At 54.3% G+C, this 26,423-nt stretch carries 23 protein-coding genes; 17 read left to right on the top strand and 6 right to left on the bottom strand.

The window, feature by feature from the left end; genetic code table 11:
* Positions 1–215 precede the first annotated feature (215 nt).
* Positions 216–1,085: a MurR/RpiR family transcriptional regulator gene (locus BS640_RS17700; RefSeq protein ID WP_017491104.1), complete on the bottom strand. Its 870-nt coding sequence runs from the start codon at positions 1,083–1,085 to the stop codon at positions 216–218.
* Positions 1,086–1,511: 426 nt separating this feature from the next.
* Here BS640_RS17700 and zwf point away from each other — a divergent pair, with 426 nt between their 5' ends.
* Genes zwf through BS640_RS17685 form a run of 3 tightly spaced genes read left to right on the top strand, consistent with a single transcriptional unit; the run spans position 1,512 to position 4,385 of the window.
* Positions 1,512–2,987, top strand: a complete 1,476-nt coding sequence (gene zwf, locus BS640_RS17695) for a glucose-6-phosphate dehydrogenase (protein ID WP_017491105.1) — start codon at positions 1,512–1,514, stop codon at positions 2,985–2,987.
* Positions 2,988–3,027: 40 nt separating this feature from the next.
* Positions 3,028–3,723 carry a 6-phosphogluconolactonase gene (pgl, locus tag BS640_RS17690; protein WP_017491106.1) on the top strand — a complete coding sequence of 232 codons (696 nt, stop codon included), beginning with the start codon at positions 3,028–3,030 and terminating at the stop codon, positions 3,721–3,723.
* A gap of 20 nt (positions 3,724–3,743) precedes the next feature.
* Positions 3,744–4,385, top strand: coding sequence for a bifunctional 4-hydroxy-2-oxoglutarate aldolase/2-dehydro-3-deoxy-phosphogluconate aldolase (locus BS640_RS17685; RefSeq protein ID WP_017491107.1), 642 nt, complete (start codon positions 3,744–3,746; stop codon positions 4,383–4,385).
* A 76-nt stretch (positions 4,386–4,461) separates the two neighbouring features.
* Here the strand turns inward: BS640_RS17685 and BS640_RS17680 are convergent, their stop codons facing one another.
* Positions 4,462–4,806, bottom strand: coding sequence for a RidA family protein (locus BS640_RS17680; RefSeq protein WP_017491108.1), 345 nt, complete (start codon positions 4,804–4,806; stop codon positions 4,462–4,464).
* A 143-nt stretch (positions 4,807–4,949) separates the two neighbouring features.
* On the opposite strand from BS640_RS17680, the gene BS640_RS17675 reads away from it, so the two are divergent.
* The 6 genes from BS640_RS17675 (at position 4,950) to rnd (ending at position 12,457) form a co-directional block, all read left to right on the top strand.
* On the top strand, positions 4,950–6,851 hold the full coding sequence (locus BS640_RS17675; RefSeq protein ID WP_017491109.1) for a DNA repair helicase YoaA: 1,902 nt from the start codon (positions 4,950–4,952) through the stop codon (positions 6,849–6,851).
* A gap of 131 nt (positions 6,852–6,982) precedes the next feature.
* Positions 6,983–7,699, top strand: coding sequence for a tRNA (adenosine(37)-N6)-threonylcarbamoyltransferase complex dimerization subunit type 1 TsaB (gene tsaB, locus BS640_RS17670; protein ID WP_017491110.1), 717 nt, complete (start codon positions 6,983–6,985; stop codon positions 7,697–7,699).
* 61 nt (positions 7,700–7,760) lie between these two features.
* Entirely contained in the window at positions 7,761–8,363 is a 603-nt protein-coding gene (locus BS640_RS17665; protein WP_084913016.1) for a Slp family lipoprotein, read from the top strand.
* Positions 8,364–8,671: 308 nt separating this feature from the next.
* On the top strand, positions 8,672–8,941 hold the full coding sequence (locus tag BS640_RS17660; RefSeq protein ID WP_017492865.1) for a hypothetical protein: 270 nt from the start codon (positions 8,672–8,674) through the stop codon (positions 8,939–8,941).
* Between the two features lie 523 nt (positions 8,942–9,464).
* Complete coding sequence (fadD, locus tag BS640_RS17655) at positions 9,465–11,162, top strand: long-chain-fatty-acid--CoA ligase FadD (protein WP_017492866.1); 1,698 nt, start codon at positions 9,465–9,467, stop codon at positions 11,160–11,162.
* Between the two features lie 173 nt (positions 11,163–11,335).
* Positions 11,336–12,457: a ribonuclease D gene (gene rnd, locus BS640_RS17650; protein WP_017492867.1), complete on the top strand. Its 1,122-nt coding sequence runs from the start codon at positions 11,336–11,338 to the stop codon at positions 12,455–12,457.
* 90 nt (positions 12,458–12,547) lie between these two features.
* Here rnd and BS640_RS17645 read toward each other — a convergent pair whose 3' ends face one another.
* Both BS640_RS17645 and BS640_RS17640 read right to left on the bottom strand, forming a co-directional pair.
* Complete coding sequence (locus BS640_RS17645) at positions 12,548–13,477, bottom strand: FUSC family protein (RefSeq protein ID WP_225741470.1); 930 nt, start codon at positions 13,475–13,477, stop codon at positions 12,548–12,550.
* A gap of 177 nt (positions 13,478–13,654) precedes the next feature.
* Positions 13,655–14,287, bottom strand: a complete 633-nt coding sequence (locus tag BS640_RS17640; protein WP_084913014.1) for a TetR/AcrR family transcriptional regulator — start codon at positions 14,285–14,287, stop codon at positions 13,655–13,657.
* A gap of 125 nt (positions 14,288–14,412) precedes the next feature.
* On the opposite strand from BS640_RS17640, the gene BS640_RS17635 reads away from it, so the two are divergent.
* Positions 14,413–15,069 carry an O-methyltransferase gene (locus BS640_RS17635; protein WP_084913013.1) on the top strand — a complete coding sequence of 219 codons (657 nt, stop codon included), beginning with the start codon at positions 14,413–14,415 and terminating at the stop codon, positions 15,067–15,069.
* Here the strand turns inward: BS640_RS17635 and BS640_RS17630 are convergent.
* Together BS640_RS17630 and BS640_RS17625 are read right to left on the bottom strand one after the other, a co-directional pair.
* Positions 15,066–16,199 (bottom strand): endo-1,4-beta-xylanase, encoded by a 1,134-nt coding sequence (locus BS640_RS17630; RefSeq protein WP_084913012.1) that lies wholly within the window; start codon positions 16,197–16,199, stop codon positions 15,066–15,068. The genes BS640_RS17635 and BS640_RS17630 overlap by 4 nt on opposite strands.
* An 88-nt stretch (positions 16,200–16,287) precedes the next feature.
* Positions 16,288–17,223 carry a LysR family transcriptional regulator gene (locus tag BS640_RS17625; RefSeq protein ID WP_017492872.1) on the bottom strand — a complete coding sequence of 312 codons (936 nt, stop codon included), beginning with the start codon at positions 17,221–17,223 and terminating at the stop codon, positions 16,288–16,290.
* Between the two features lie 122 nt (positions 17,224–17,345).
* Here BS640_RS17625 and BS640_RS17620 point away from each other — a divergent pair, with 122 nt between their 5' ends.
* The 7 genes from BS640_RS17620 to BS640_RS17590 all read left to right on the top strand — a co-directional run bounded on the left by BS640_RS17620 (position 17,346) and on the right by BS640_RS17590 (position 26,416).
* A complete protein-coding gene (locus BS640_RS17620; RefSeq protein WP_084913011.1) occupies positions 17,346–18,611 on the top strand; it encodes an ABC transporter substrate-binding protein in 1,266 nt (421 codons plus the stop codon).
* Positions 18,612–18,655: 44 nt separating this feature from the next.
* Entirely contained in the window at positions 18,656–19,639 is a 984-nt protein-coding gene (locus BS640_RS17615) for a carbohydrate ABC transporter permease (RefSeq protein ID WP_017492874.1), read from the top strand.
* A complete protein-coding gene (locus tag BS640_RS17610) occupies positions 19,639–20,484 on the top strand; it encodes a carbohydrate ABC transporter permease (RefSeq protein ID WP_084913024.1) in 846 nt (281 codons plus the stop codon). Before BS640_RS17615 ends, BS640_RS17610 begins: the two co-directional genes overlap by 1 nt.
* 37 nt (positions 20,485–20,521) lie before the next feature.
* Positions 20,522–21,883 (top strand): family 4 glycosyl hydrolase, encoded by a 1,362-nt coding sequence (locus tag BS640_RS17605; protein WP_017492876.1) that lies wholly within the window; start codon positions 20,522–20,524, stop codon positions 21,881–21,883.
* A 65-nt stretch (positions 21,884–21,948) separates the two neighbouring features.
* Positions 21,949–23,085, top strand: a complete 1,137-nt coding sequence (locus tag BS640_RS17600; RefSeq protein ID WP_051040084.1) for an ABC transporter ATP-binding protein — start codon at positions 21,949–21,951, stop codon at positions 23,083–23,085.
* On the top strand, positions 23,082–24,737 hold the full coding sequence (locus BS640_RS17595) for a glycoside hydrolase family 13 protein (RefSeq protein ID WP_084913010.1): 1,656 nt from the start codon (positions 23,082–23,084) through the stop codon (positions 24,735–24,737). The genes BS640_RS17600 and BS640_RS17595 overlap by 4 nt, the downstream gene beginning before the upstream one ends.
* Positions 24,737–26,416 carry a glycoside hydrolase family 13 protein gene (locus BS640_RS17590; protein ID WP_084913009.1) on the top strand — a complete coding sequence of 560 codons (1,680 nt, stop codon included), beginning with the start codon at positions 24,737–24,739 and terminating at the stop codon, positions 26,414–26,416. Before BS640_RS17595 ends, BS640_RS17590 begins: the two co-directional genes overlap by 1 nt.
* Positions 26,417–26,423: the final 7 nt, after the last annotated feature.

Raw genomic sequence — 26,423 nt, 5'->3', positions numbered from 1 at the left:
TTGATTGTAATTTTAATACAAAATTGTTGCACCCATGAGAGAGAAGGCGCGTAGCCTGCTCGACACTTGTTGTTATCCCAATAAATGTTATCCGGGCAATTTTGTCTGGCTCTTGTCGGAGAGGATTGAAAGCCCACTCCTGACGGCCAGACCCCTAGTATTTAACAACATTGTAACAAACGTGGCGGCATAAAAACATCCGTCAATTTACGGATTTATTCAAATCGTGGGGGGGCAGAAACCCCTTTATCAAAACGCGAATCGCGTAATGATTCTTTGACTCGCTTCAGGTTATCTCTGAATTTAGCCCCGCGACGCAAAGTAAATCCTGTCGCCAGCACGTCTATCAGCGTGAGCTGCGCCAAACGCGAGACCATCGGCATATAAACGTCGGTGTCTTCAGGAACGTCGAGCAGCAGGGAAAGGGTCGCTTCATGAGCCAGCGGTGTGTCTTTGGAGGTGATAGCAATGACCGTTGCGTCATTTTCGCGGGCAAGATGCGCCAGCTCGACTAAGTTTTTCGTGCGGCCGGTGTGAGAAATCAACACCACGACGTCACCTTCGCCCGAATTCATACAGCTCATGCGTTGCATTACGATATCATCGAAATAGATAACAGGGATGTTAAAGCGGAAAAACTTGTTCATAGCGTCGTGTGCAACGGCTGCTGACGCACCAAGTCCGAAGAACGAGATCTTCTTCGCCTGGGTCAGGAGATCGACAGCGCGGTTAACTGCCGAAATATCAAGCGTATTTTTCACCTGCTCGAGACTGGCCATCGTCGATTCAAAGATTTTCGCGCTATAAGCCTCAACGCTGTCAGTTTCTTCGACGTTGCGGTTTACGTATGGCGTTCCATTAGCCAGACTTTGGGCAAGCTGTAATTTGAAGTCAGGAAAACCCTTGGTTTCAAGGCGGCGGCAGAAGCGATTGACGGTAGGTTCACTGACGTCCGCCATTTTGGCTAATGTCGCGATGCTGGAATGTATGGCAGTTTGTGGTGAGGCAAGGATAACTTCAGCAACTTTTCTTTCAGATTTGCTGAGGATGTCCAAAAAGCTGAGGATTTTTTCCAGCGTATTCATGGGCGGCTACTCAATAGGTTTCATCGATTTCAACGAAAAGGAGAAATCATGTCAGTTTGATGAAAATATACTACGGCGCTGAATGAGGTGGCAGGGACAATCTGGTGAAATCCAAGCTTTTTTTCCAGAACATGAGCCAGATCTAAGTTTCAATATGGTAATTAATGCTCAAATTTGTCATAAAATTACATCAGGGTTAGCGTAAAGCTTAGCCGATTTAACAATCATGACAAATTATGTGGTTTTTTATTCATTTATTAATGCCTTAGATCTTGGTTTACTGACTCTGCCTAATCAGAGTACATTGTGGCGGAAACGCAAAACCTGCTGAAATAAAATTACAATCTACCTAAACGTTTGAGATGCAAACGCTTCGGCGCTGCATTTCCAGGCAAAAAGGGTAAATCCTGCTCTAAGGAGAAGAACATGGCGGTAAACCAACCAGCCCAGGCGTGTGACCTGGTTATTTTCGGTGCTAAAGGCGATCTTGCACGCCGTAAGCTGTTGCCTTCCCTGTATCAGCTGGAAAAAGCTGGACACATTCACGACGACACCAAGATCATCGGCGTAGGTCGCGCCGAGTGGGACAAAGCGGCTTATACCGAAGTGGTAAAAGAAGCGCTAACCACCTTTATGAAAGAAAAGCTGGATCCTGAACTGTGGGAAAAACTCAGCGCCCGTCTGGAATTCTGTAATCTGGACGTTAACGACATCAAGCACTTCACCCGCCTGGGCAAGATGCTGGATACGTCAAAACGTACCACTATCAACTATTTCGCCATGCCGCCGAGCACCTTCTCAGCTATCTGTAAAGGTCTGGGCGAAGCGGGTCTGAATAAAGAGCCAGCCCGCGTTGTCATGGAAAAGCCGCTCGGTACCGACCTGGCGTCTTCTCAGGAAATCAACGATGGTGTGGCGCAGTACTTCAATGAAAGCCAGGTTTATCGTATCGACCATTACCTGGGTAAAGAAACCGTATTGAACCTGCTGGCGCTGCGCTTTGCCAACAACCTGTTTGCCTCCAACTGGGACAACCGCACTATCGATCACGTGCAGATTACCGTGGCCGAGGAAGTGGGCATCGAAGGACGTTGGGGTTACTTCGACAAAGCCGGTCAGATGCGTGACATGATTCAGAACCACCTGTTGCAGATTCTGACCATGATCGCGATGTCTCCACCGGCGGATCTGAGCACCGACCGTATCCGTGACGAAAAAGTGAAAGTGCTGCGTTCTCTGCGTCGTATTGACCAGACCAACGTGCGCGAAACCACCGTTCGTGGTCAGTACACGGCGGGATTCGTGCAGGGCAAAAAAGTTCCTGGTTACCTTGAAGAAGAAGGCGCGAACAAGAGCAGCAGCACCGAGAGCTTCGTGGCCATTCGCGTGGACATCGACAACTGGCAGTGGGCGGGTGTGCCTTTCTACCTGCGTACCGGTAAGCGTCTGCCAACCAAATGTTCCGAAGTTGTCGTTTACTTCAAGACTCCAGCCCTGAACCTGTTCAGTGATTCCTACCAGCAACTGCCGCAGAACAAGCTGACCATTCGTCTACAGCCGGATGAAGGGATCGAAATCGAAGTTCTGAACAAAGTTCCTGGTCTTGAGCACAAGCACCGTCTGCAAACGACTAAGCTTGATCTCAGCTTCTCTGAGACCTTCCACGAAGAACACATTGCCGATGCCTACGAGCGTCTGCTGCTGGAAACCATGCGCGGTATTCAGGCACTGTTCGTTCGTCGTGACGAAGTGGAAGAAGCCTGGAAATGGGTTGATGGCATCATCAACGCCTGGGCCGCAGAAAACGAAGCACCTAAGCCTTATCAGGCGGGTACCTGGGGACCTGTTGCCTCGGTGGCGATGATTACCCGTGATGGCCGTTCATGGAATGAGTTCGGCTAATCCACCGTAGTTTCACGGCACGTCAGGTAAGGGGCAACAGATGGCCAATTTCGTCGAATTTTCCGGTGCAGCGGCGCTCAACCAAAATCTGGCCGGTAAAATGGCTGACGCATTGCGCCGCGCCATTGCGGACCGAGGACAGGCAACGCTGATTGTTTCGGGGGGCAGAACGCCGCTCGAACTTTTCAGGCAGCTGTCTCGCCAGGAGCTCGACTGGAGTCGCGTGACCATTACCTTGGCCGATGAACGTTGGGTTACCAACGACAACGGCTCCAGCAACGAGAAAATGGTGCGAAACAGTTTGTTGCAGGGTGAGGTGGCGAAAGCCACCTTTATTGCCCTCAAGAACGGTGCCGGGACTGCCGCCGAGGGTGAATCGACGGCTGAGTCGGCGCTGGCGGCACTGCAACTGCCTGCGGACATCACGCTGCTGGGCATGGGGGACGACGGACATATCGCGTCTCTGTTTCCCGGCAGTGTCAATCTTGCCAGGGCGCTTGACCTCAAGACGACGCGGCGCTGCGTAGCGATTACGCCGCTGACCGCGCCACTTGAGCGCATGACGCTGACGTTGCCGGTACTGCTCAACAGTCGGCGAATCTATTTACTGTTGGCCGGTGAATCCAAACGCGAAGTTTACGAGCGTGCGGAGAAAGGCACCGATCAAAACAACATGCCCGTCAGGGCAGTATTGCATCAACAACAGACTCCGGTAGAGGTTTACTGGACCGCTTAGCGGGATAAATGGAGACAAAGATGAAGAACTGGAAAACAAGCGCAGAACAGATCCTGACCTCGGGTCCGGTCGTTCCGGTCATTGTGATTAACAAACTGGAACATGCCGTTCCCTTGGCCAAAGCGCTGGTGGCGGGCGGTGTTCGCGTGCTTGAGGTGACGCTGCGCACTGCCTGTGCGATTGATGCCATCAAGGCAATCGCTCATGAGGTGCCGGACGCCATTATCGGTGCAGGAACCGTGCTTAATGCGCAACAGCTGGCGGAAGTGACCGCGGCGGGCGCGCAGTTTGCTATCAGCCCGGGCCTGACCGAGCCGCTGCTAAAGGCGGCCAATGAGGGTCCAATACCGCTTATCCCAGGGATTAGTACCGTGTCGGAGCTGATGCTGGGACTGGATGCCGGTCTGCGCGAATTCAAGTTCTTCCCTGCGGAGGCTAACGGCGGTGTCAAGGCGCTACAAGCCATCGCGGGGCCTTTCCCACAGGTGCGTTTCTGCCCAACTGGCGGTATCACTCCGGGCAACTACCGTGACTATCTGGCGCTGAAAAGCGTGCTTTGTATCGGCGGTTCCTGGTTGGTACCTGCGGATGCGCTAGAGCAAGGTGATTATGCCCGTATCACCGAGCTGGCGCGTGAAGCGGTGGCGGGCGCGAAAGCCTGATTGTTGATGTAAAGGTAAAGAAAAAGCCTCCTGATTTGCGTCAGGAGGCTTTTTTTATGGCCTATCCAGCCGAGACTTAAAGCGCGGCGATAACCTTGATTTCAACCTTGTACTTCGGGTTCATCAGTTTAGCTTGCACAGTGCAGCGAACCGGCGCATTGCCCGGTGAAACCCAGGCGTCCCAGGCTTCGTTCATTGCGGCAAAGTCATCGCCGTCAACCAGGAAGATGGTCGCATCCAGAATTTTGCTTTTGTCTGAACCGACTTCCAAAAGCGCCGCATCGATAATCGCCAACGTTTCGGCGGTCTGATCTTTGGCGTTGGCGTCGAGGTTTTCCGGAACGCTGGTGTAATAAACGGTGCCATTGTGGACAACGATATCCGACATCCGTGGCTCGGGTCTAATGCGTTGAATTGACATAAAGAGTGCTCCTGAAAGTCGCTGTTTTAATGATAGGCAACAGGGTAACACATCGTGAGCCGACAATGGACCGACAGATGGTGGTGGTACGCGGCGGCAAGGATTGGCATAATCAGCGCTGATTCAATTAATGTGGGTTTAGCGTGATAGACGATTTCGCAACAGACGGCGCACTGGCGCAAAAAATTGAGGGCTTCAAACCCCGTGAACCCCAGCGTCTGATGGCGAATGCGGTGGCTCTGGCAATTAAAAATAAGCAGGGATTGGTGGTAGAAGCCGGAACCGGAACCGGTAAAACCTATGCTTATCTGGCCCCGGCGTTACGCTCTGGCAAAAAAGTCATTATCTCAACCGGCTCCAAGGCGTTACAGGACCAGCTCTATTCCCGTGACCTGCCCAAGGTAGCCAACGCGCTAAAATTCAAAGGCAAGCTGGCGCTGCTGAAAGGGCGCTCCAACTACCTGTGCCTCGAACGCCTCGATCAACAATCGATGGCGGGCGGTGAACTGGCCAGCCAGTCGCTCAGTGACCTCGCGCATCTGCGCAGCTGGTCGGCCAAAACCGAAGAGGGTGATATTAGCACCTGCAACGTCGTCGCTGAAGACAGCTACGTTTGGCCGCTGGTAACCAGCACCAATGACAACTGTCTCGGCAGTGATTGTCCGATGTACAAAGAGTGCTTTGTGGTCAAGGCGCGCCGTAAGGCGATGGACGCAGACGTGGTGGTAGTCAACCATCACCTCTTCATGGCCGATATGGTGGTCAAGGAGAGCGGCTTCGGCGAGCTTATTCCGACCGCCGATGTCATGATTTTCGACGAAGCGCACCAAATCCCCGACATTGCTAGCCAATATTTTGGGCAGCAGCTTTCGAGCCGCCAATTGCTCGATCTGTCGAAAGATATCACCATCGCCTATCGCACCGAGGTGCGTGATTCAGCGCAGCTGCAAAAAAGCGCTGACCGCCTGAGCCAGAGTGCGCAGGATTTTCGTCTGGCGCTTGGCGAACCCGGTTTTCGCGGCAATTTGCGCGACGTATTGGCCGACACCAACATCCAGCGCGCGCTGCTGCTGCTCGACGACGCTCTCGAGCTTTGCTACGACGTTATGAAGCTTTCACTGGGGCGTTCGGCGCTGCTTGATGCCGCCTTCGAGCGCGCCACGCTGTACCGCAACCGCCTGAAGCGCTTAAAAGAGGTGAGCGTTCCAGGCTACAGCTATTGGTATGAGTGTAACTCACGTCATTTCGTGTTGGCACTGACGCCGCTGTCGGTGACCGATAAGTTTCGTGAATTGATGGACGATAAACCTGGGGCATGGGTCTTTACCTCGGCCACGCTGTCGGTTAACGAAAAGCTCGAGCACTTTACCCAGCGGCTAGGGCTGGACGGCGCGCAAACGCTGCTGCTGGCGAGTCCGTTCGACTACGCCAATCAGGCGCTGCTCTGCGTGCCACGCTATCTGCCTTCACCCAACGAGCGCGGCGGTTCGCGCCAGCTGGCTCGGATGCTGCGCCCGCTTATCGAGGCTAACCAGGGGCGCTGCTTCTTCCTCTGTACCTCACACCAGATGATGCGCGAGCTGGCTGAAGAATTTCGTGCCAGCATGACGCTGCCGGTGCTGGTCCAGGGTGAGACCAGCAAAGGTCAGCTGCTGGCGCAGTTTGTCGAGGCGGGCAATGCGCTCTTGGTGGCGACCAGCAGCTTCTGGGAAGGAGTAGACGTACGCGGTGAAACGCTGTCATTGGTTATCATCGACAAGCTGCCGTTTACCTCACCAGACGATCCGCTGCTCAAAGCGCGGATTGAAGACTGCCGCCTGCGCGGCGGTGATCCCTTCAACGAGGTGCAACTGCCTGATGCGGTCATCACGCTCAAGCAGGGAGTGGGGCGGCTTATCCGCGATACCGATGATCGAGGCGTAATGGTCATTTGCGACAACCGACTGGTCATGCGACCTTACGGCGAAGTGTTTCTCAACAGTCTGCCGCCAACGCCGCGTACGCGTTCCATCAGTGAAGCGATGGCGTTCTTGCAGAAAAGTTAACATTTCAGCCTGCATCGCCGTATTGGCGAAGCAGGCCGCTATTCAGCGTAACGACTCTTTTCGATAGCAACGCCAACTATGTTATTATCCGCAAACTGTTTCTATTTTTTATTCCCCGCCTGAGGTTTGGCATGTCCACGCGAATTTTAGCAATTGATACGGCAACCGAAGCCTGTTCCGTTGCGCTATATAACACGGCAACGTCGGCCGCAAACGGCGAGAAGCTGGCTTATTTTGAACTCTGCGCCCGCGAGCATACCCAACGTATTCTTCCTATGGTTCAGCAAATTCTGTCAGAGGCCGGCCTCACGCTCAATCAGCTCGATGCGCTGGCCTTTGGTCGTGGTCCTGGCAGCTTCACCGGCGTGCGTATCGGTATTGGTATCGCTCAGGGTCTGGCCTTTGGTGCCGATCTGCCGCTGCTGCCTATTTCTACGCTACAGACTATGGCACAGGGTGCCTACCGTCAGACGGGGGCAGAACGCGTTCTCGCGGCGATTGACGCCCGCATGGGTGAGGTTTACTGGGGGCAGTTCACCCGTCAATCCGAGGGCGTGTGGGAAGGGGAGGCCAGCGAGGCCGTGCTGAAGCCTGAACAGCTGGCAGAGCGCGAAGCCGCGATTCAGGGCCGTTGGTTCACGGTGGGTACCGGCTGGCAAACCTATCCTCAACTGCTAAGTTCAACAGCCGTTGAACTTGTGGACGGTAATATGCTGCTGCCACAGGCCGAAGATATGTTACCTCTTGCCATTGCCGCGTGGGAGCGTGGGGTGAGAGTCAATGCCGCAGAAGCGGAACCGACTTACTTACGTAATGAGGTAACCTGGAAGAAGCTGCCTGGCCGATAAAAACGGCAACTTGTGAAAGAAAAAGTTGTCGAAATAGATAATGTACCCAGGGGTGTTTACCATGCGTAAGATATTCACAAGTAAGAAAAGTGTGGCCTTGGCGGTGGGGTTAAGCGTGCTGTTGCTGTCAGGATGCGTCACGGTGCCGACCGCTATCCGCGGCACGACGGCAACACCGCAGATGAACCTGGTGGCGGTTCAGGGCGCACCGCAGATTTATGTCGGTCAGGAAGCGCGATTTGGTGGACGTGTCGTCTCGGTGACCAATGAAGGCAGCCGCACGCGTCTCGAGATAGCTGCGATGCCGTTAGACTCAAGCGCTTCGCCAATTCTGGGTGAACCTTCTATTGGACGCCTTGCGGCCTATTACAACGGCTTCCTCGACCCGGTTGATTTCAAAAATCAGCTAATAACCGTGGTGGGGCCGATCACCGGCGCTGAAAACGGCAGCATCGGCCAAACGCCTTATCGTTTTGTTACTGTCAGCGTGAACAGTTTCAAACGCTGGCGCGAGGTGCAGGAAGTGGTGATGCCGCCACAGCCTATGGGACCATGGGGTTGGGGATATGGAGGCCCCTATGATCCACGTTGGGGGCGAGGCTTCGGCCCGGCATGGGGATTTGACCCGGGCCCGGCCAGAGTCGAGACCGTCGTTACGGAATAACCCGCCGCCGCACGGCGCGCCGCCTCCACGTGGGGCGCCACCGCCGCACGCCTCACCACCCGTGCAGAATCATCCGTCACATGCGGTGCCTATGCTCCCCCCTCCGCCTGCGAGAAAGTAGGCGAAGCATTAACCTACGGCAGCCTGGCTCCGTAGGTTATGCACTCGTTAATATTGACCTTCATCAAGCTTTAATTAACTTCTCACTTTCGTTTCGCGTTTATTTCCTGTTTTCTGCAATAATAAACCTGCGCCTGCTAATGTCTGGAATAATACAGGCCCTCATCCTCTCTCACAGGAACGTGAAAATGAATAAAAATACATTCAAACATATGATGCTGCCTGTCTCATGGAGTACGGTAAGTGTTTCGCCGGAAGATACTCAAAACGCAACGGACTTTTTCCTGGGACTGCACTTCGAATATCGTCTTGATGAAGGGGAAAAACTGCCCTCGGCGAAAGATATCATCGTGACGCTTGATATCTCTACGGCCAAAATAATGATTGAGAATCTCCAGACCTGGTTAACCTATATTGAAAGCGGAACCTATACGCCGTTTGGTATGGTAAATCACTAATTTATTTTTGTTACGCTTTCTAGTAAATGCTAACCGTCTTTATTGATTGGTATGATATAAACATACCTAATAATATAATTAAATATAGAGCTGTTTCTCTTTGGCGGCATTTGGCCGCCTTTTATTTGTTTCATTTTCACGGATTAATTATGAGTGCGCCGAGTGAGTTAAGGCCGTTAATACGTTATTCGTAAGGGTTTATATCCAGTGGCAATGAAATTTTGTTTCTCAAGGTTATTATGTTGGCATGCCTGATAATGAATTTTTGCCAGGGCGTCTGTCATGGCATCAAAAGAATTTAGCCGCTATACTTCAATAAATAAATGATTTATCAGACTTTATAGATTTTGGTTCGATGGCGTTTTTATTGTGCCGTAGAGGTTAGTGAGTGAAATTAGTGACCTGCCTCTCAACCTAAACATTGTTTAAAGCTTAGCTGGTAAGATGAGTTAAAATATTGTTAAGGGTGTGGTAAAAGTGCGTTATTGAGAGCGCGTGAGATAATGATATCAGGAGTGTAACCTTGGAAAAGGTCTGGCTAAAACGTTACCCGGCGGATGTTCCAGAAAACATCGATCCGAACCGCTACAGCTCGTTGGTTGAGATGTTTGAGAACGCGGCACTGCGTTACGCAGACAATCCGGCGTTTATCAACATGGGTGAGGTGATGTCGTTCCGCAAGCTTGAAGAACGCAGCCGCGCATTCGCTGCTTATTTGCAGAACGAGCTTGGGCTGAAGAAAGGGGATCGCGTGGCGCTGATGATGCCTAACCTGTTGCAGTATCCCATCGCGCTATTTGGCGTGCTGCGCGCCGGTATGGTGGTCGTCAACGTTAATCCCCTCTATACCCCACGAGAGCTTGAACACCAGCTTACCGACAGCGGTGCCTCGGCCATTGTCATCGTCTCAAACTTCGCCCATACCCTGGAAAAGGTCGTACACAATACGCAGGTTAAGCACGTTATCTTGACTCGCATGGGCGATGAGCTTTCCGCTGCGAAGGGCACTCTGGTCAACTTCGTGGTGAAATACATCAAGCGCCTGGTACCGAAATATCATTTGCCGAACGCGGTATCGTTTCGCACGGTAATGCATCAGGGACGGCACATGAAGTATGTGAAACCCAACGTCGTTAACGATGACATTGCCTTCCTGCAATATACCGGGGGGACCACCGGCGTCGCCAAGGGCGCAATGCTCACCCACCGCAATATGCAGGCCAACCTCGAGCAGGCCAAAGCGTCCTATGGGCCTTTGCTGCGTCTGGGGCAGGAGCTGGTGGTCACCGCGCTGCCGCTTTATCATATTTTTGCGCTGACCATTAACTGCATGTTCTTTATCGAGCTGGGTGGCAGCAGTCTGCTTATTACCAATCCGCGCGACATTCCTGGCCTGGTGAAAGAACTTTCACGTTATCCGTTCACGGCGTTGAGCGGCGTAAATACCTTGTTCAACGCGATGCTCAACAATGAAGACTTCAAAAAACTCGATTTCTCCAACCTGCGTCTTTCCGTAGGCGGCGGCGCGGCGGTACAAAAATCCGTTGCGGAACGTTGGGAGGCGCTCACCGGGCTGCATCTCCTCGAGGGCTATGGCCTGACCGAATGTTCACCGCTGGTGACCGGCAACCCTTACGACCTCAAACATTACAGCGGCAGCATCGGTTTACCGGTGCCATCGACCGACATTCGTTTAGTCGATGAAAACGGACACGATGTAGCCGAGGGCGAGGCCGGAGAGCTGCTGGTGAAAGGTCCGCAGGTCATGCTGGGCTACTGGCAACGTCCTGATGCAACCGATGAAGTGTTAAAAGACGGCTGGCTCTCGACCGGAGATATCGCTACAGTGGACGAGCAGGGATTCTTGCACATCGTCGATCGTAAGAAAGATATGATCCTGGTGTCAGGTTTTAACGTTTATCCTAATGAAATTGAAGAAGTCGTCTCGCAGCATGCGAAAGTGCTTGAGGTCGCAGCCATAGGCGTACCGAGTCAGTCTACCGGCGAGAAGGTCAAAATCTGCGTGGTTAAGCGCGATGCTTCTTTAACGGCAGAAGAAATACTCGATCACTGCCGTCGCAATCTTACCGGCTATAAAGTGCCTAAGATTGTCGAGTTCCGTGATGAGCTACCGAAATCGAACGTCGGTAAAATCTTGCGCAGGGAGCTGCGTGACGAGGCCGTAAAGGCCAACGCGCCCGACCGGCAGAACGCAGCCTGAACCAATGATGCTGTATTTTTCATCAACTGAAGGCCTCCTTCATTCAACGCCGGATTAAGTCCGGCGTTTTCACGTTATAATGCGCGTAACGCGAAGCAGTAGTCTTTGTTTTCTAATGCCCGGCGGCAGGATGCAGGCCGATCCGGTTTTTAACAGCGAAAAGAGAAAAAGCTTTGAATTATCAGTTGATCGTTAGCAATGAAGATCTGGCAAAGGTTTGTCAGCAGGCGCAACAGTTTAGCCAGATTGCGTTGGATACCGAATTTGTCAGAACCCGTACTTACTATCCGCAGTTGGGCCTGATCCAGCTCTTTGATGGTGAAACCTTAACGCTGATTGATCCCTTACCTATTACTGCCTGGCAGCCATTTATCGACTTATTGATCCATCCCAATGTGGTCAAGTTTCTGCACGCGGGCAGCGAAGATCTCGAGGTCTTCCTGAATGCCTTTGGCGTGCTGCCGGTGCCTTTCATTGACAGCCAGATCCTCGCGGCCTTTAGCGGGCGTCCGCTCTCCTGCGGTTTTGCGCGTCTGGTTGCCGAGACAACGGGCGTGGAACTCGACAAGAGCGAGTCGCGTACCGACTGGATGGCCAGACCTTTGACCCAGAAGCAGTGTGATTACGCCGCTGCCGACGTGTTCTATCTGCTGCCGCTGGCACGTCAGCTCGAGCAGGAAACCATTAATGCGGGCTGGATAGACGCGGCACTGGACGAGTGTGTCTCGCTCTGCCGCCGCCGTCAGGAAGTGCTACAGCCGGAACGGGCTTACCTCGAAATCGGCAACGCCTGGCAGCTGCGTCCACGTCAGTTGGCGTGTTTGCAGAAACTGGCCGAGTGGCGTCTGAATCAGGCGCGTCAGCGTGATTTGGCGGTCAACTTTGTGGTGCGTGAAGAGAACCTGTGGCAGGTTGCGCGCTATCAGCCGCATTCTCTGGGTGAGCTTGAAGCGCTCGGCCTGAGCGGTCCTGAGATTCGCTATCACGGCCGCACGCTGCTGGCGCTCGTCGCTGAAGCCGAAACGCTGGACGAGTCGGCACTGCCCGCACCGATCGCTAACCTGATAGACCAGCCTGGCTACAAGAAAGTCTTCAAGGACATCAAGGCACTGATTCAGACGGTAAGTGAAGAAACGGGGCTCAGCGTAGAGCTGCTGGCGTCACGTCGCCAGATAAACCAGTTGCTGAACTGGCATTGGCAGCTGAAGACCAAGGAACATGAACCGGAGTTGGTGAGCGGATGGCGCGGGACATTGCTTCGCGAGAGGCTAGTCACGCTGCTGGAACAGAGTTAAGCGCTAAGCATTTAACGACATTAAAAAGGATACGCCAGAGATTGCGCGTATCCTTTTTGACTGATGCTAACCGGTTGATAAAGCGCGTTATCAGACCGAAGGCTCAGGCTTTTTGATGTGAATATAGGTCACCAGCCGGGTCATAAACACCGTCAGTAAGGCAAAAATCCCTCCCAGCGTCGTCGCTTCCAACCGCTGTACGCCGATATTCCCCTGTACCAGACCAATGCCTGACAGCATGAAGATGATCATCATGGTAATAAAGAACGCAAAAAAGGCGTAGGTTTTCGAGGTGAGAGAATACGACATAAAAATAGCGATACCTGCCGACAGAAAGAACGCCAGGATTATCAGCAAATCGTCGTGCAGATAGGTGCTTAACGTACCCGCCGCCAATACGCCCACCAGTGTGCCAATGATGCGTGCCGGCACGCGCAGCAGAGATTCGTGATAATCGCTGCGCAGGCAGATTAACAGCGTCATTTCGGCCCAATAGCTGTGCTGAATATTGAAATGATGGTCAAGGGTAATGGTTAAGCACATGGCGATCACCCCGAAAAATATTGACCACCGGAGATGAATATATTGCTGATTTAGCTGCTTTACGCCTTCGTAGAATTTAATTTTTCTCAGGGAGGTCACTTCACGGAAATTAAAACGCAGCCCGCTAAAGAACAGTCCCAGACTGAATATCTGTAGAATACAGCCGCAGCCTAATAGCGTGGCGCGGGTAGTTGCCGCCTCGAGTTTCCCCGGGAAAAACCCTGAGACCATAAAGGCGATTGCAGATTGCAAAAATATCCAGCCCAGATTGGCGTTAATATCCAAAATAACAATATATAGCCCGGTTGCCAGCAGCGCGCCCGCTAAATAAAGCAGCGGGAAATTACCTGCCAGGCTGCCCAGAAACGACGCAGCCATTAGCCCCAGCGCGGTGGTAAATAACACGACGAAAGAGGAATCTCGCCAGGTCTTATTGGCCCCAAACGCCAATGAAAGCGCGCCGCTGGCAATAAGCATCGCAGGAGCCTGTTTGTTCAAATAAAAACCGACGGCAATAATAATGATAATGGCAGGCAAACAACATAACGCTAACAGCAAGTTATGCCGATGGCCTGGGGGAATGCTAATCAAAAGAGGGTTACTCCGTGCCGCAAAATTGAAAATGATTGCTCAAGGTAACATATTTGCCGCGTCTCAACGATGTTGCGCATGTTTCAAATAGGCGCAAAACATATCAGCCATAGCCTCGGCATAGAGTTCGATTTCGTTATCGCTGCGTGGGGTAGAGGAAAATGACTTGCCAACGCGACTCAGCGTGGTGGCAATCAGGTCGCTGACCCGCTGCCGACTCTCGGCGGGCACCGTCGGCAGCGCTTCTTGCATGAACTCATTAAAAATCCTCTCTCCCGTGGCTTTTGCCTCCCGCGCCTCGGGCGCATCGCGGTAAAGCGGTGCCGTATCGCTGAGCGCCGCCCGTATCTCGGCTTCCTCACACTCTGAACGAATGAAAACATGCACCAGCTTACGCAGTCGTTCGGTGGGCGTTTTCGCGTGATTTTGCAGGATATGGCAGAGCATCTCGGTGGTTTGCCGCCATTCGTCGCTCTGTAATCGAAACAGTATTGCTGACTTATTGGGGAAATACTGATAGAGCGAACCAATGCTGACGCCCGCCGTTTCTGCCACGCGTGCGGTGGTAAAACGGGTTGCGCCTTCCTTCGCTAAAACGCGAACAGCGGCTTCAAGAATGGCGGCGACCAGCTCAGTAGAGCGCGCCTGCTGTGGCTGTTTTCGCGAGGAAACACGCGGGATGGGGCGATGCGTCATGGTGATATCTGAACCCTGGACTGAATGCGATTAGAAAATGTGATGAATTCATCACATTATAAATATGAATGATTCATCACATTTTAGCCTGTGACTCACAGGTGCTCAACCCCAAGAGGATAACCATGACTACCTTAACAACGTCCCCCCTAGCTCCCTTGCTCGACCGCCTGTTTGCTGAAGCGGACAGCGTGACCAGCACAGTGCTGACCTCAGTCTCTGCCAAAGAGCGTGACCGACTGATGCACAGTAAGACCGAGTACCTCAGTCTGTATGGACGTTTAAAAGACCTGTGGTTGCCCGTTTCGCGTGACACCGGTGCGCTGCTGTACATGCTGGCGCGTACTTCGAATGCGCAAAACATCGTAGAATTCGGCACTTCATTCGGTCTGTCGACTCTGCACATGGCCGCGGCGCTGCGTGATAACGGCGGCGGAAAACTGATTACCAGTGAGTTTGAGCCGTCCAAGGTACAGCGCGCTCGTGCACACTTTGTCGAGGGCGGCGTGGCGGACCTGGTTGAAGTCCGTGAAGGTGACGCGCTGAAAACTCTGGCGGTCTCTCTGCCGGAGAAGATAGATCTGCTGGTGCTCGACGGCGCGAAGGCGCTTTACGATGACATCCTGGATTTGCTCGAGAGTCGCCTGAGGGTGGGGGCCATCATCGTCGCTGACGATGCTAGCTACAACGCCGAATATCTGGCCTATGTGCGTTCGGCGGCGAACGGTTATCTGTCGGTTCCGTTCGGCGATGACGTTGAGGTGTCGATACGTCTCGGCTAAAGACGCGGCGGCTGTGCGCCTTCAAAAACATGCTCGACGACCCAACTCGCGGGCTTGATTTCGCCCTGAGGACCAAACACCAGCGGCCGTTGGGCCGGTCGTCCATGGTCCTGAACGGCACCGGCAATATGGGGGCTGTCCCAAACGCCCCAGGTAATGACGGTGGAGACGGCGCGTGTGGCGAGAACCGCCTCGAGATAGCGTTTATAGGTCGCCGCGACCGCATCGTCACGGGCTTGCATCGAACCGTTAAACTGGCTGTCATCGACGTCCAGCTCGGTGACATAAACCGCCAACCCCAGTGCACGTACCGCGAGGATGAACCGCGCAAGCTCCGGCCCAAAGGTGTCGCCGAGGCGTAAGTGCGACTGGATGCCAAGCCCATGAATCGGCACGCCGCGTTTTATCAGGCCCTGTAACAGAGTCAGAACCGCGGCACGTCTGCTTTCTCCATAGTGAGTGTCTTTTTCCAGCCCGTAGTCGTTGTAGCACAATACGGCACCGGGGTCAGCCTTATGGGCGGCATGAAAGGCAACGTCGAGATAGCGCGGGCCAAGCATCTGATACCAAAAGGCATTGCGCAGCCCGCCGGGTTGGCCATCTTCCAACTGAATGGCCTCGTTGACGACGTCCCACGAGGCCATTCGGCCGCGATAATGGGCGGCAACGGTGGTGATGTGTGCGTTCAGCACGCTCTCGGCGTTAGTCGGCGTCACGGTTTTGTAGACCCAGTCGGGCAGTGCGCGATGCCAGCAGAAAGTGTGGCCGCGCAGGCGTTGCTGATGGACCTGGGCAAAGGCGGCGAGGGTATCGGCCTGACTGAAATCGTAGCGCTCGGGTTCCGGGTGAACGGTCTGCCATTTCAGGGCGTTTTCCGGGACCAGAATGTCCGCCTGACGGGCGACGACGTCACGGTAAGTCGCATCGGCGTCGAGCTTTTTCGGGTCTACCGCGAAACCAAAGGCAATGCCTTTATCTTTCGCCAGTTGGCGCAAGGGTGAAAAGGGGGCGGCGGCAAAGGACAGTCGGCTACCCATAAAGGGCGCGCAGAGCAGCAAACTCAGGGAGCCGAGAATAAAACCGCGACGACTTGCGGTTGAATTTTGTGTAGAGGCGGGACCTAAACCCATCGTTAACTCCATGAGCAGAATCGAAGGCGCTTATGGTGCTGATAGCCCAAAGACTGCGATGAGAGAGTGCATAGATAAAGTCTATGCATTAAACCAACAAATGGCGGATCTGCTCAATATGTCGGTACATCAGCTCCTGTATCTGTACCACATGCGCGGCATCCGCTTTTTCGCGCATTAAATAGATGCCTACGTTGTAGCGCGGGCTTTGCTGCGTGGTTTGCAGCGCCACGATGTTGTATCGGGCAAAGTAGCTTGCCATACAGCTTGGATAACTTAGCATCACCGCATCAGACTCGTTGATCATGTCCACGGCGGCCATCATCGAGTTGGTCGACCAGATAACCCTTTCTTGCAGATGCATCCGGTTACGCGCCAGCCTCTTTGGCTGCATATCTTCAACCATATGCTGAAAACGCCCCTCATCCGGGGTTAGTTCTACGCAAGGATAGTCCTGTAGATCAAAATTTTCGATCACCCGGCTGCACAGCGGATGCCCACGGCGCACAAACAGGCTGTCGGAGACCCCAAACAGCGGCAGGAAGCTGATCCCCGCCTTGGCATTAAGCCCCTGAATTTCATGGCCGATAAACAAGTCAATGTCGCCGCCGAGCAGCAGGTCCATCAGCCTGAGGTGGTTACCCTGATCGATATGAATATTCACGGTGGGATGCAGCGCCCGGTAGCTGTTGAAGCTGTCGCGCATAAACATGTGCCACCAGGCGTGGCCGGTACCCATGCGCAGACTCTGCACCTGGCGCGCCTTGATAATGGCCAACTTGGCCAGGGTGTTGTCGTAAATCCTCTGCATCATTTGCGCCTGCTCAAGCAGCAGATCGCCATACTCGGTGGTTTTGACGCCGGTCGAGGTGCGCTCTAGCAAAGGAACGCCAAGATTTTCCTCCAATTTCTTCATGTTATGCGTCAGCGTGGGTTGGCTAAGACATAATTTGTTTGCAGCATGACTCACATTTTTGAACATAGCCACTTCGATAAACTGCCGAAGAATTTTATCCACGATCACACATTCCCTTGATGATATAGAGTATTTCTATATCGTAGAGGCGAAAATCAATTTCCGCCAATGTCTCCGCTTCGCTATTTTTCTCGCATGACGGTATTCCCGCCATCACCTGAGAAGAAGCCATGAGAAGAGTGATCCCGGGACTGATTGCTGCCGCGCTGGCCCTGACGTCGGGTTTGACGCACGCTGATACGCTGCGAATGGAATGTCCACCTAGCAAGGAAGGTCGTCAGTTCTGCAACGAGATTAAGCAGCAGTTTGAGGCCCAGACCGGTAATACCCTGGCATTTATCGATCTCCCGCCAGCTTCAAATGAAAAACTATCCTTATTTCAACAGCTATTTGCCGCCAAAGATTCGGGGGCTATCGATCTGTTTCTGGCCGATACCGTCTGGATTGGCGTGTTGAACAAGCATCTGCTGGATTTGACCGACAGCGTGAGCAGTCTGCGCACAGAGGTTTTCCCTGCGGCCCTGCAAAATGATGTCGTCAATGGTCGTGTCAAGGCGATTCCGGCTTATATGGATACCGGTGCGCTCTACTACCGCAAAGATCTGCTGGAGAAATATCACGAACAGCCGCCTGTCACCTGGAGCGACCTGACGCGTATCGCGACCCGCATTCAGCAGGGCGAACACGATGCGGGACATAAAAATTTCTGGGGGCTGGTCTTTCAGGGCAAAGCCTACGAAGGCTTGACCTGCAATGCGCTGGAGTGGGTGGCCTCGCAGAACGGCGGGTCGTTTATTGACTCCCAAGGCAATATCACCATCAATAATGCGCGCGCCGCACAGGCCCTCGACATGGCCGCAGGCTGGATAGGCAAAATCTCGCCGCCCGGGGCTTTGGGCTACATGGAGGAAGAGTCCCGACCGGTATTCCAGAACGGCGATGCGCTGTTTATGCGCAACTGGCTTTATGCCTACACCCTGGCTGAAGACCCGACCAGTCCTATCCGAGGCAAGGTGGCTGTGATGCCGCTACCGAAAAGCGATGACGGGGTTTCTGTCAGTGCGATGGGTGGCTGGCACTGGGCCATCAGCGCCTATACCAAGAATCCCCAGGCGGCTATCGCACTGTTAAAAATTGTCAGCAGCGTTCAGTCGCAGAAAAAGGCGCTGGCATTGATGGGGTGGGCACCTTCGCGCACTGCACTTTACGAGGATCCTCAGGTATTGGCGCAGGCCCCATTCCTTGCCGATTTTAAGGGGATTTTCATGCACGCCGTGCCGCGTCCGGCCACGCAAACCCGCCGTCAGTACGCTCAGGTATCCAACGCAATCTACAACACCACCTACAACGTCTTGAGCGGCAACAGTGACGGGGCGTCCGCCGTCGTGGCGCTACAGCAGCGGCTGGAAATCATTAAAGCCAAAGGATGGCGTTGAATGCAGTCCCCCCTTAACGGAATTCACGGTTTGGAGTCTGATGCATGAAGCAAGAAATCACCTCGTTATCCCTGCCCGGCAGTCAGGCCGGAAGCCGCGTAGCGAAACGCACAAAGCTAAGCTACCGGCTGCGTCGTAGCCGAATTGCCTGGCTGTTGGTGGCACCGGCCCTCCTTCTGCTGGTAGCCACCGCAGGCTGGCCGCTGTTGCGCACGCTGTTTTACAGTTTTACCGACGCCATGCTGGACGCACCCGATGACTACCATTTTGTGGGCTTTGCCAACTATTTTGACCTGAATCAGGGAGGCCACCATTACGGGGTACTGGCCGATCCGCTCTGGTGGCTTGCCGTCGGCAACACCTTGCGCTTTAGCCTGCTGTCGGTCTCGTTTGAGCTGGTGTTCGGTATGCTGCTGGCGCTGCTGATGAATCAAAAATTCCGCGGTCAGGGACTGGTGCGAACCGCCATTCTGGTGCCCTGGGCAATCCCGACCATCGTCTCGGCCAGAATGTGGAGCTGGATGTTTCACGACCAGTACGGCGTCGTGAATGACCTGTTGCTCAAGATGGGCGTTATTAGCACGCCGCTGGCCTGGGTCGCAGAACCGAAGCTGTCAATGTGGGCCGTGGTTATCGTTGACGTATGGAAAACCACGCCCTTTATGGCGCTGATGCTGCTGGCCGGACTGCAGCTTATTCCCCGCGATTTATACGAAGCCGCGCGGATTGATGGCGCTAATGCCTGGCAGCGTTTTCGTCGCATCACGCTGCCGCTGATTATGCCGGCGATGATTGTGGCGCTGATTTTCCGCGTGATGGATGCGCTCCGGGTGTTTGACCTTATCTATATCCTGACCTCCAACAGTGAATCGACCCTTTCGGTGTCCGGCTACGCACGTGACCTGTTGGTGAGCTATCAGGAGATGGGATCCGGCTCCGCCGCCTCGGTGCTGGTATTTATGATGGTCGCCGGCATCGCTGCCTGCTTCTTGATGATTGGCCGCCGTAACAGCGGGGAGGCGAAATGATGAGCCTGAAACTGCAACGACAAAAAATGGCCCAGCGCGTGCTGATTTTCACCAGCGCAGCCCTAGCCTGCATTATCTGCCTTTTCCCGTTCTATTACGCCATCCTGACTTCACTGCGTTCGGGGCAAAACCTGTTCAGGGTGGGCTGGTTACCCAACGAGATGAATTGGGGCAATTATGTCACCGCATTGATGGACAGTGGCATCGCTCGCAGCCTTCTCAATTCGGCGATAGTGGCGACCCTGACGGTAGGGCTGTGCCTGCTGGTGTCGATTACAGCAGCATTTGCGCTGGCACGCATTGGCTTCCGTGGCCGTAAGTATCTGCTGTTCACCATCCTTTGTGTGTCGATGTTCCCTCAGATTGCGGTGCTTTCCGGCATGTTCGAGCTGGTGCGTTTCATGGGGCTTTACGACTCACTCGGGGCACTGGTGCTGTCTTACACCACCTTTTCACTGCCGTTCACCATCTGGGTGCTGACCACCTTTATGAAGGCGATTCCCACCGAGCTGGAAGAGGCCGCCATCGTTGACGGTGCCAGCACGTGGACCATTATCAGTCGCATCTTTGCGCCGATCATGGGGCCGTCACTGGTCACCACCGGACTTCTGGCGTTTATCGGCGCCTGGAACGAATTCATGTTTGCCCTGACGTTCGTTATCTCCAGCGGCAAACGCACGGTTCCTGTGGCGATAGGCATGCTTCATGGCTCCTCTCAGTATGAACTTCCGTGGGGCACCATCATGGCGTCCTCGGTGATAGTCACCTTACCCATCGTGGCGCTGGTGCTTATTTTCCAGCGACGAATCGTCAGTGGATTAACCCATGGCGCAGTCAAGGGCTGATGCCCGAATTACAACTTGCAGGAGAGCAGAATCAACTATGGCTACCAAAATCGTTTTGATAGGCGCGGGCAGCGCACAGTTCGGCTACGGCACGCTGGGCGAGATATTCCAGAGCACAACGCTGTATGGCAGTGAGATTGTGCTGCTCGACATCAATCCAACCGCGTTGGCGGCGACCGAAAAGACCGCCCGTGATTTTCTGGCGGCAGAGGACCTGCCGTTTACCCTGACGGCGACCACCGATCGCCTGACGGCGCTGCGCGGCGCTGAGTTCGTTATTATTTCCATTGAGGTAGGCGACCGCTTTGCCCTGTGGGATCTGGACTGGCAAATCCCGCAGCAGTACGGCATTCAGCAGGTTTACGGCGAGAACGGCGGCCCCGGCGGCTTGTTCCACTCCTTGCGCATCATTCCGCCTATCCTTGACATCTGCGCTGACGTGGCCGAAGTCTGCCCCAACGCCTGGGTATTCAACTATTCCAACCCGATGAGCCGTATCTGCACCACCGTACATCGCCGCTTCCCGGAGCTAAACTTTGTGGGAATGTGCCACGAAATTGCTTCACTTGAGCGCTACCTGCCGGAGATGCTGGGCACCTCATTCGACAATCTCTCCCTGCGTGCGGCCGGTCTCAACCACTTTAGCGTACTGCTGGAGGCTCGTTATAAAGACAGCGGCTACGATGCCTATCCTGACGTGCGCGCCAAGGCGCCAGACTATTTCTCCACTCTGCCTGGCTATAGCGACATTCTGGCTTACACCCGTAAAAATGGGCGTCTGGTGGAGACCGAGGGCAGCACAGAGCGTGACGCGCTCGGAGGCCGCGACAGCGCCTATCCATGGGCAGACCGAACTCTCTTTAAAGAGATCCTTGAGAAGTTCCACCATCTGCCAATCACTGGCGACAGCCATTTCGGCGAATACATTCGCTGGGCTAACGAGGTCAGCGACCATCGCGGGATCCTCGATTTCTACACCTTCTACCGCAACTATCTGGGGCAGGTACAGCCGAAGATTGAGCTAAAACTGAAGGAAAGAGTGGTGCCTATCATGGAAGGGATCCTCACCGATTCCGGCTATGAAGAGTCTGCGGTCAACATTCCTAATAAAGGCTTTATTAAACAGCTGCCTGAATTCATTGCCGTTGAGGTTCCGGCTACCGTCGACCGCAAGGGGATTCACGGCATTAAGGTTGACATCCCGAGCGGCATCGGCGGCTTGCTCAGTAACCAGATAGCCATCCATGACCTGACTGCCGAGGCCGTGCTTCAGGGCTCGCGCGATTTAGTGATACAGGCGCTGCTGGTGGATTCGGTGAACGACAAATGCAGGGCGATTCCTGAGCTGGTGGACGTCATGATCTCGCGCCAGAGTCCTTGGCTCGATTACCTGAAATAAGCCGCATTGCTGCACTCATGCCGGCGGACGGCCGGCATTTCATTATCATGGATTTGGAGAACAATATGGCGCAATTGACGTTAGACAAAATTCAGAAACGCTACGGTGCCAACGCGGAGGTTATCCACCAGCTCGACCTGCATATCAACAGCGGGGAGTTTATGGTGGTGGTCGGGCCTTCCGGCTGCGGCAAGTCTACGCTGTTGCGCATGATTGCGGGGCTTGAGGAGATAAGCGGTGGCGGCATGTATATCGATGGCCATTACGTCAACGATGACAGCCCGGCCGAACGCGGTATCGGCATGGTGTTCCAGTCCTATGCACTTTATCCGCATATGAGCGTTTACCAGAATATGGCCTTTGCCCTCGAGCTGGCGGGCCATTCCAAATCAGAGATTGACCAGCGCGTGCGGGAATGTGCACGGATTTTGCAGCTGGAGAAGCTGCTGGAAAGGCGGCCGAAAGACCTGTCCGGCGGCCAGCGCCAGCGCGTGGCGATTGGGCGAGCTATCGTCCGCGAGCCTCGTTTATTTTTGTTTGATGAGCCGTTGTCGAATCTGGATGCGTCGCTGCGCGTGCAGATGCGCATGGAGGTCGCGGCGCTGCATAAGCGGCTGGGCGTGACCATTATTTATGTTACCCACGATCAGGTGGAGGCGATGACGCTGGCTGACCGCATTGTGGTGCTTAACAAAGGGAAAATTGAACAGGTCGGGACGCCTCTTGAACTCTATGACCACCCGGCTAACGAGTTCGTGGCTCAGTTTATCGGTTCGCCAAAAATGAACCTGATTCCGGCAACGCTGCGCCAGTCCGGTGAACGGCAAAGCGTGGTCGAACTGGACAACGGCAAGACGCTGGTGCTGCCTGTCGCGACCCCGGCGTCGGCACAGGGTCGAAGCGTTAACATCGGCATTCGCCCTGAGCATATTCGCAGCGGTGACGCCGCGCAGTGCGAATATCAGGGGGAAGTGAAGTTTGTTGAACAAATGGGCAATGAAACCTTGCTGTATTTGGACAACGGCAACGCGAGCGAACCCTGGGTGGTGCGCCATCCTGAACGCTCTGCTATTCGCGTGGGCGCGACGGTGGGGGTGCGGCTGCCGGTTGAGTGCTGTTATCTGTTCGACAGCCAGGGGCAGGCGTTTCAGCGTATCAAGGTAAAAAGTCACTCATCGGTCCCGGAGGCCCTCACGCTATGACGGATAGAAAGACGGCGGAAGCCTGGAAAGAGGCGGTGGTCTATCAGGTTTATCCGCGCAGCTTTATGGACAGCAACGGTGACGGTATTGGTGACCTGGCTGGCATTATTGGCAAGCTCGATTATTTGCAGCAGCTGGGCGTCAATCTCCTGTGGCTCTCACCGGTTTATCGCTCGCCGATGGACGACAACGGCTATGACATCTCGAGCTACGAGGACATCGCCGAGGTGTTTGGCACCCTGCAGGAGATGGAACGCCTGATCGCCGAGGCGAAAGTGCGCGATATGGGTATTCTGATGGATCTGGTGGTCAATCACACCTCCGACGAACATCCGTGGTTTCTCGAGGCACTAAAGTCAACGAACAGCCCTTATCGGGATTTTTATATCTGGCGCAAACCCGCAGCAGACGGCGGACCGCCCAACGATTTCCGCTCCTACTTTGGCGGCAGTGGCTGGACGTTCGACATTGCCAGCGGTGAATACTATTTCCATCAATTTTCCAAACGGCAACCGGATCTCAACTGGGATAACCCGCAGGTACGAGAAGAAGTGCACGCGATGATGAATCGCTGGCTCGACAAGGGGATCAGTGGCTTTCGGATGGACGTTATCGACCTGATTGGTAAAGACGTTGACAGACAGGTGATGGTCAACGGCAAGAATCTGCATCAGTTCATCCACCAGATGAACCGCGCCACCTTTGGGCATCGCGACTGTGTGACGGTCGGTGAAACGTGGAGCGCAACGCCGGAAGATGCGCTGCTCTACAGCGCCGAACAACGCGAAGAGCTGTCGATGGTGTTTCAGTTTGAGCACATCAAACTGTTCTGGGACGAGCATGACGGCAAGTGGTGCAATAAACCCTTCAATCTGCTGCGCTTCAAAGAGGTTATCGACAAATGGCAGCGGGCATTGGCCCATCAGGGCTGGAACTCGCTGTTTTGGAGCAATCACGACCTGCCGCGGGCGGTTTCTCGCTTTGGTGATGATGGCCGCTATCGCGTCGCTTCGGCAAAAATGCTCGCGACCGCGCTTCACTGCCTGAAAGGCACGCCTTATATCTATCAGGGCGAAGAGATTGGCATGACAAACGTGCGCTTTGCCAGCATTGATGACTATCGCGATATTGAAAGCCTGAATCTTTACCGCGAGCGGACGGAGGCCGGCGTCAGCGATGCGCAGATGATGGAAGGCATCTACGCCAATGGGCGCGACAATGCGCGAACGCCGATGCAGTGGGACAACAGTCCGCATGCCGGTTTTACCCAAGGCACACCCTGGATTGCGGCTAATCCTAATTATCAGCAGGTGAATGTGGCGGCGGCGCTGGCCTGTCCCGACTCTATTTTTTTCCACTACCAGAAGCTGGTGGCGCTGCGAAAAAAACTGCCGTTGCTGGTGCACGGTGATTTCCAGCAGATCTTCGCCGACCATCCTCAGGTCTTTGGCTGGCTGCGTAGGTTCAACGGTCAGACGCTGGTGGTCATCAACAATTTTACCCCCGAGCCCGTCACGCTCGACGTGCCTGAGGCGATGCAGGGAAAACAGGGGACCTGCCTGATCACCAACTCTTCACCGCGCGTGCGGCTGCCAGCCAGCCTGGAGCTGCAACCTTTTGAATCTTTTGCTTTATTACTGGAGAGGTCGTAATGGCGAACTGGTGGAAAGAGGCCGTGGCCTACCAACTATATCCACGCAGCTTTAAAGACAGCAACGGTGATGGCATCGGCGATTTGAACGGCATCACCGAGAAGCTCGATTATCTACAGGATCTGGGCATCGACCTTATCTGGATTTGCCCAATGTACAAATCGCCTAACGATGACAACGGCTACGACATCAGCGATTACCAGGACATCATGACCGAGTTCGGCACGATGGCGGATTTTGACCGCCTGCTTGCGCAGGTTCACGCCCGCGGCATGCGGTTGATCATCGACCTGGTGGTCAACCATACGTCGGACGAACATCCGTGGTTTATCGAGTCACGCGCTTCGCGTGATAACCCGAAGCGTGACTGGTACATCTGGCGTGACGGCAAAAATGGCGCAGAGCCGAATAACTGGGAGAGCATTTTCAACGGCTCGGCCTGGAAGCACAGTCCGGAGACCGGACAGTACTTTCTCCACCTGTTCTCCGAACGCCAGCCGGACCTTAACTGGGAGAACCCGGAGGTCCGTTCGGCCGTATACGCGATGATGCGCTGGTGGTTGGACAAAGGCATTGATGGTTTTCGCATCGACGCGATATGCCACATGAAAAAAGAACCGGCCATGAGCGACATGCCCAACCCGCTGGGGCTGCATTTCGTGCCCTCATTCGAACGCCACCTCAACTACGACGGGCTGCTTGATTACGTCGACGACATGAGTGAGCAGGTGTTCAAACGGTATGACATCGTGACGGTAGGGGAAATGAACGGCGCCTCGGCCGAGCAGGGAGAAGACTGGGTGGGCGAGGCGCGTGGCAGGCTGAACATGATCTTCCAGTTCGAGCACGTCAAGCTTTGGCAGGACAGTCAGGGAGGCTTGCGCGAGCCGGAGCTGGACGTTCGCGGTCTGAAAAACATCTTTACCCGCTGGCAGACGCTGCTCGAAAACAAAGGCTGGAATGCGCTGTACGTTGAGAATCATGACCTGCCGCGGGTAGTTTCCGGCTGGGGCGAGGTGTCGCGTTATCGGCGGGAAAGTGCGACGGCAATTGCCGCGATGTATTTCCTGATGCAGGGGACGCCCTTTATTTATCAGGGGCAGGAACTGGGCATGACCAATACGCATTTTGCCAGTCTGGATGATTTTAACGACGTTGCGGCCAGAAGGCGTGCCACTGAAATGCTCAGGCAGGGGATCGATGAGAAGGTGGTTCTGTCGTTCCTGAGCCGCAATGCGCGCGACAACTCGCGCACGCCGATGCAGTGGGATGAGAGCGTTAACGCGGGGTTTAGCACCGCCCGGCCCTGGTTCCCGGTGAACGCCAATTATCGTGAAATTAACGTTGCGCGTGAGCGGGAAGATGCCGATTCAGTACTCAATTTCTACCGTGCGCTGATACGCCTGCGTCGCCAGAAGCCGGTGCTGGTTTATGGCCGCTATGAAATTCTGCTGGCCGATCATCCTTATCTCTACGCCTATACCCGCAGTCTGGACCACCAACGGGTGCTGGTGCTGTGCAATATCAGTGCCTTGACTCAGGATGTTGACGCGAATCAGTTAGCGCTGGAAGGCTGGCAGCCGCTGCTGGGGAATTATTCGAATCAGGGAGAAAGCCAAAAACTGCGGCCTTATGAGGCAAGGATTTACCAGCGGCATGAAGCGGCCGAACTCCGCTAAATAAGCC

It is taken from the genome of Rouxiella badensis, from assembly GCF_002093665.1.
Lineage (GTDB): Bacteria > Pseudomonadota > Gammaproteobacteria > Enterobacterales > Enterobacteriaceae > Rouxiella > Rouxiella badensis.
This window is presented reverse-complemented; position numbering and strand designations above follow the sequence as displayed.

What these genes read in the sequence shown, in the direction of transcription:
- zwf (WP_017491105.1), top strand. Translation starts at nt 1,512, where the DNA reads ATGGCGGTAAACCAACCAGCCCAGGCGTGTGACCTGGTTATTTTCGGT.
- BS640_RS17600 (WP_051040084.1), top strand. Translation starts at nt 21,949, where the DNA reads ATGGCGCAATTGACGTTAGACAAAATTCAGAAACGCTACGGTGCCAAC.
- BS640_RS17630 (WP_084913012.1), bottom strand. Translation starts at nt 16,199, where the DNA reads ATGGGTTTAGGTCCCGCCTCTACACAAAATTCAACCGCAAGTCGTCGC.
- BS640_RS17635 (WP_084913013.1), top strand. Translation starts at nt 14,413, where the DNA reads ATGACTACCTTAACAACGTCCCCCCTAGCTCCCTTGCTCGACCGCCTG.
- BS640_RS17645 (WP_225741470.1), bottom strand. Translation starts at nt 13,477, where the DNA reads ATGCTTATTGCCAGCGGCGCGCTTTCATTGGCGTTTGGGGCCAATAAG.
- BS640_RS17620 (WP_084913011.1), top strand. Translation starts at nt 17,346, where the DNA reads ATGAGAAGAGTGATCCCGGGACTGATTGCTGCCGCGCTGGCCCTGACG.
- BS640_RS17615 (WP_017492874.1), top strand. Translation starts at nt 18,656, where the DNA reads ATGAAGCAAGAAATCACCTCGTTATCCCTGCCCGGCAGTCAGGCCGGA.
- BS640_RS17595 (WP_084913010.1), top strand. Translation starts at nt 23,082, where the DNA reads ATGACGGATAGAAAGACGGCGGAAGCCTGGAAAGAGGCGGTGGTCTAT.
- BS640_RS17605 (WP_017492876.1), top strand. Translation starts at nt 20,522, where the DNA reads ATGGCTACCAAAATCGTTTTGATAGGCGCGGGCAGCGCACAGTTCGGC.
- BS640_RS17590 (WP_084913009.1), top strand. Translation starts at nt 24,737, where the DNA reads ATGGCGAACTGGTGGAAAGAGGCCGTGGCCTACCAACTATATCCACGC.
- BS640_RS17680 (WP_017491108.1), bottom strand. Translation starts at nt 4,806, where the DNA reads ATGTCAATTCAACGCATTAGACCCGAGCCACGGATGTCGGATATCGTT.
- pgl (WP_017491106.1), top strand. Translation starts at nt 3,028, where the DNA reads ATGGCCAATTTCGTCGAATTTTCCGGTGCAGCGGCGCTCAACCAAAAT.
- tsaB (WP_017491110.1), top strand. Translation starts at nt 6,983, where the DNA reads ATGTCCACGCGAATTTTAGCAATTGATACGGCAACCGAAGCCTGTTCC.
- BS640_RS17700 (WP_017491104.1), bottom strand. Translation starts at nt 1,085, where the DNA reads ATGAATACGCTGGAAAAAATCCTCAGCTTTTTGGACATCCTCAGCAAA.
- BS640_RS17665 (WP_084913016.1), top strand. Translation starts at nt 7,761, where the DNA reads ATGCGTAAGATATTCACAAGTAAGAAAAGTGTGGCCTTGGCGGTGGGG.
- BS640_RS17610 (WP_084913024.1), top strand. Translation starts at nt 19,639, where the DNA reads ATGAGCCTGAAACTGCAACGACAAAAAATGGCCCAGCGCGTGCTGATT.
- BS640_RS17685 (WP_017491107.1), top strand. Translation starts at nt 3,744, where the DNA reads ATGAAGAACTGGAAAACAAGCGCAGAACAGATCCTGACCTCGGGTCCG.
- BS640_RS17640 (WP_084913014.1), bottom strand. Translation starts at nt 14,287, where the DNA reads ATGACGCATCGCCCCATCCCGCGTGTTTCCTCGCGAAAACAGCCACAG.
- BS640_RS17660 (WP_017492865.1), top strand. Translation starts at nt 8,672, where the DNA reads ATGAATAAAAATACATTCAAACATATGATGCTGCCTGTCTCATGGAGT.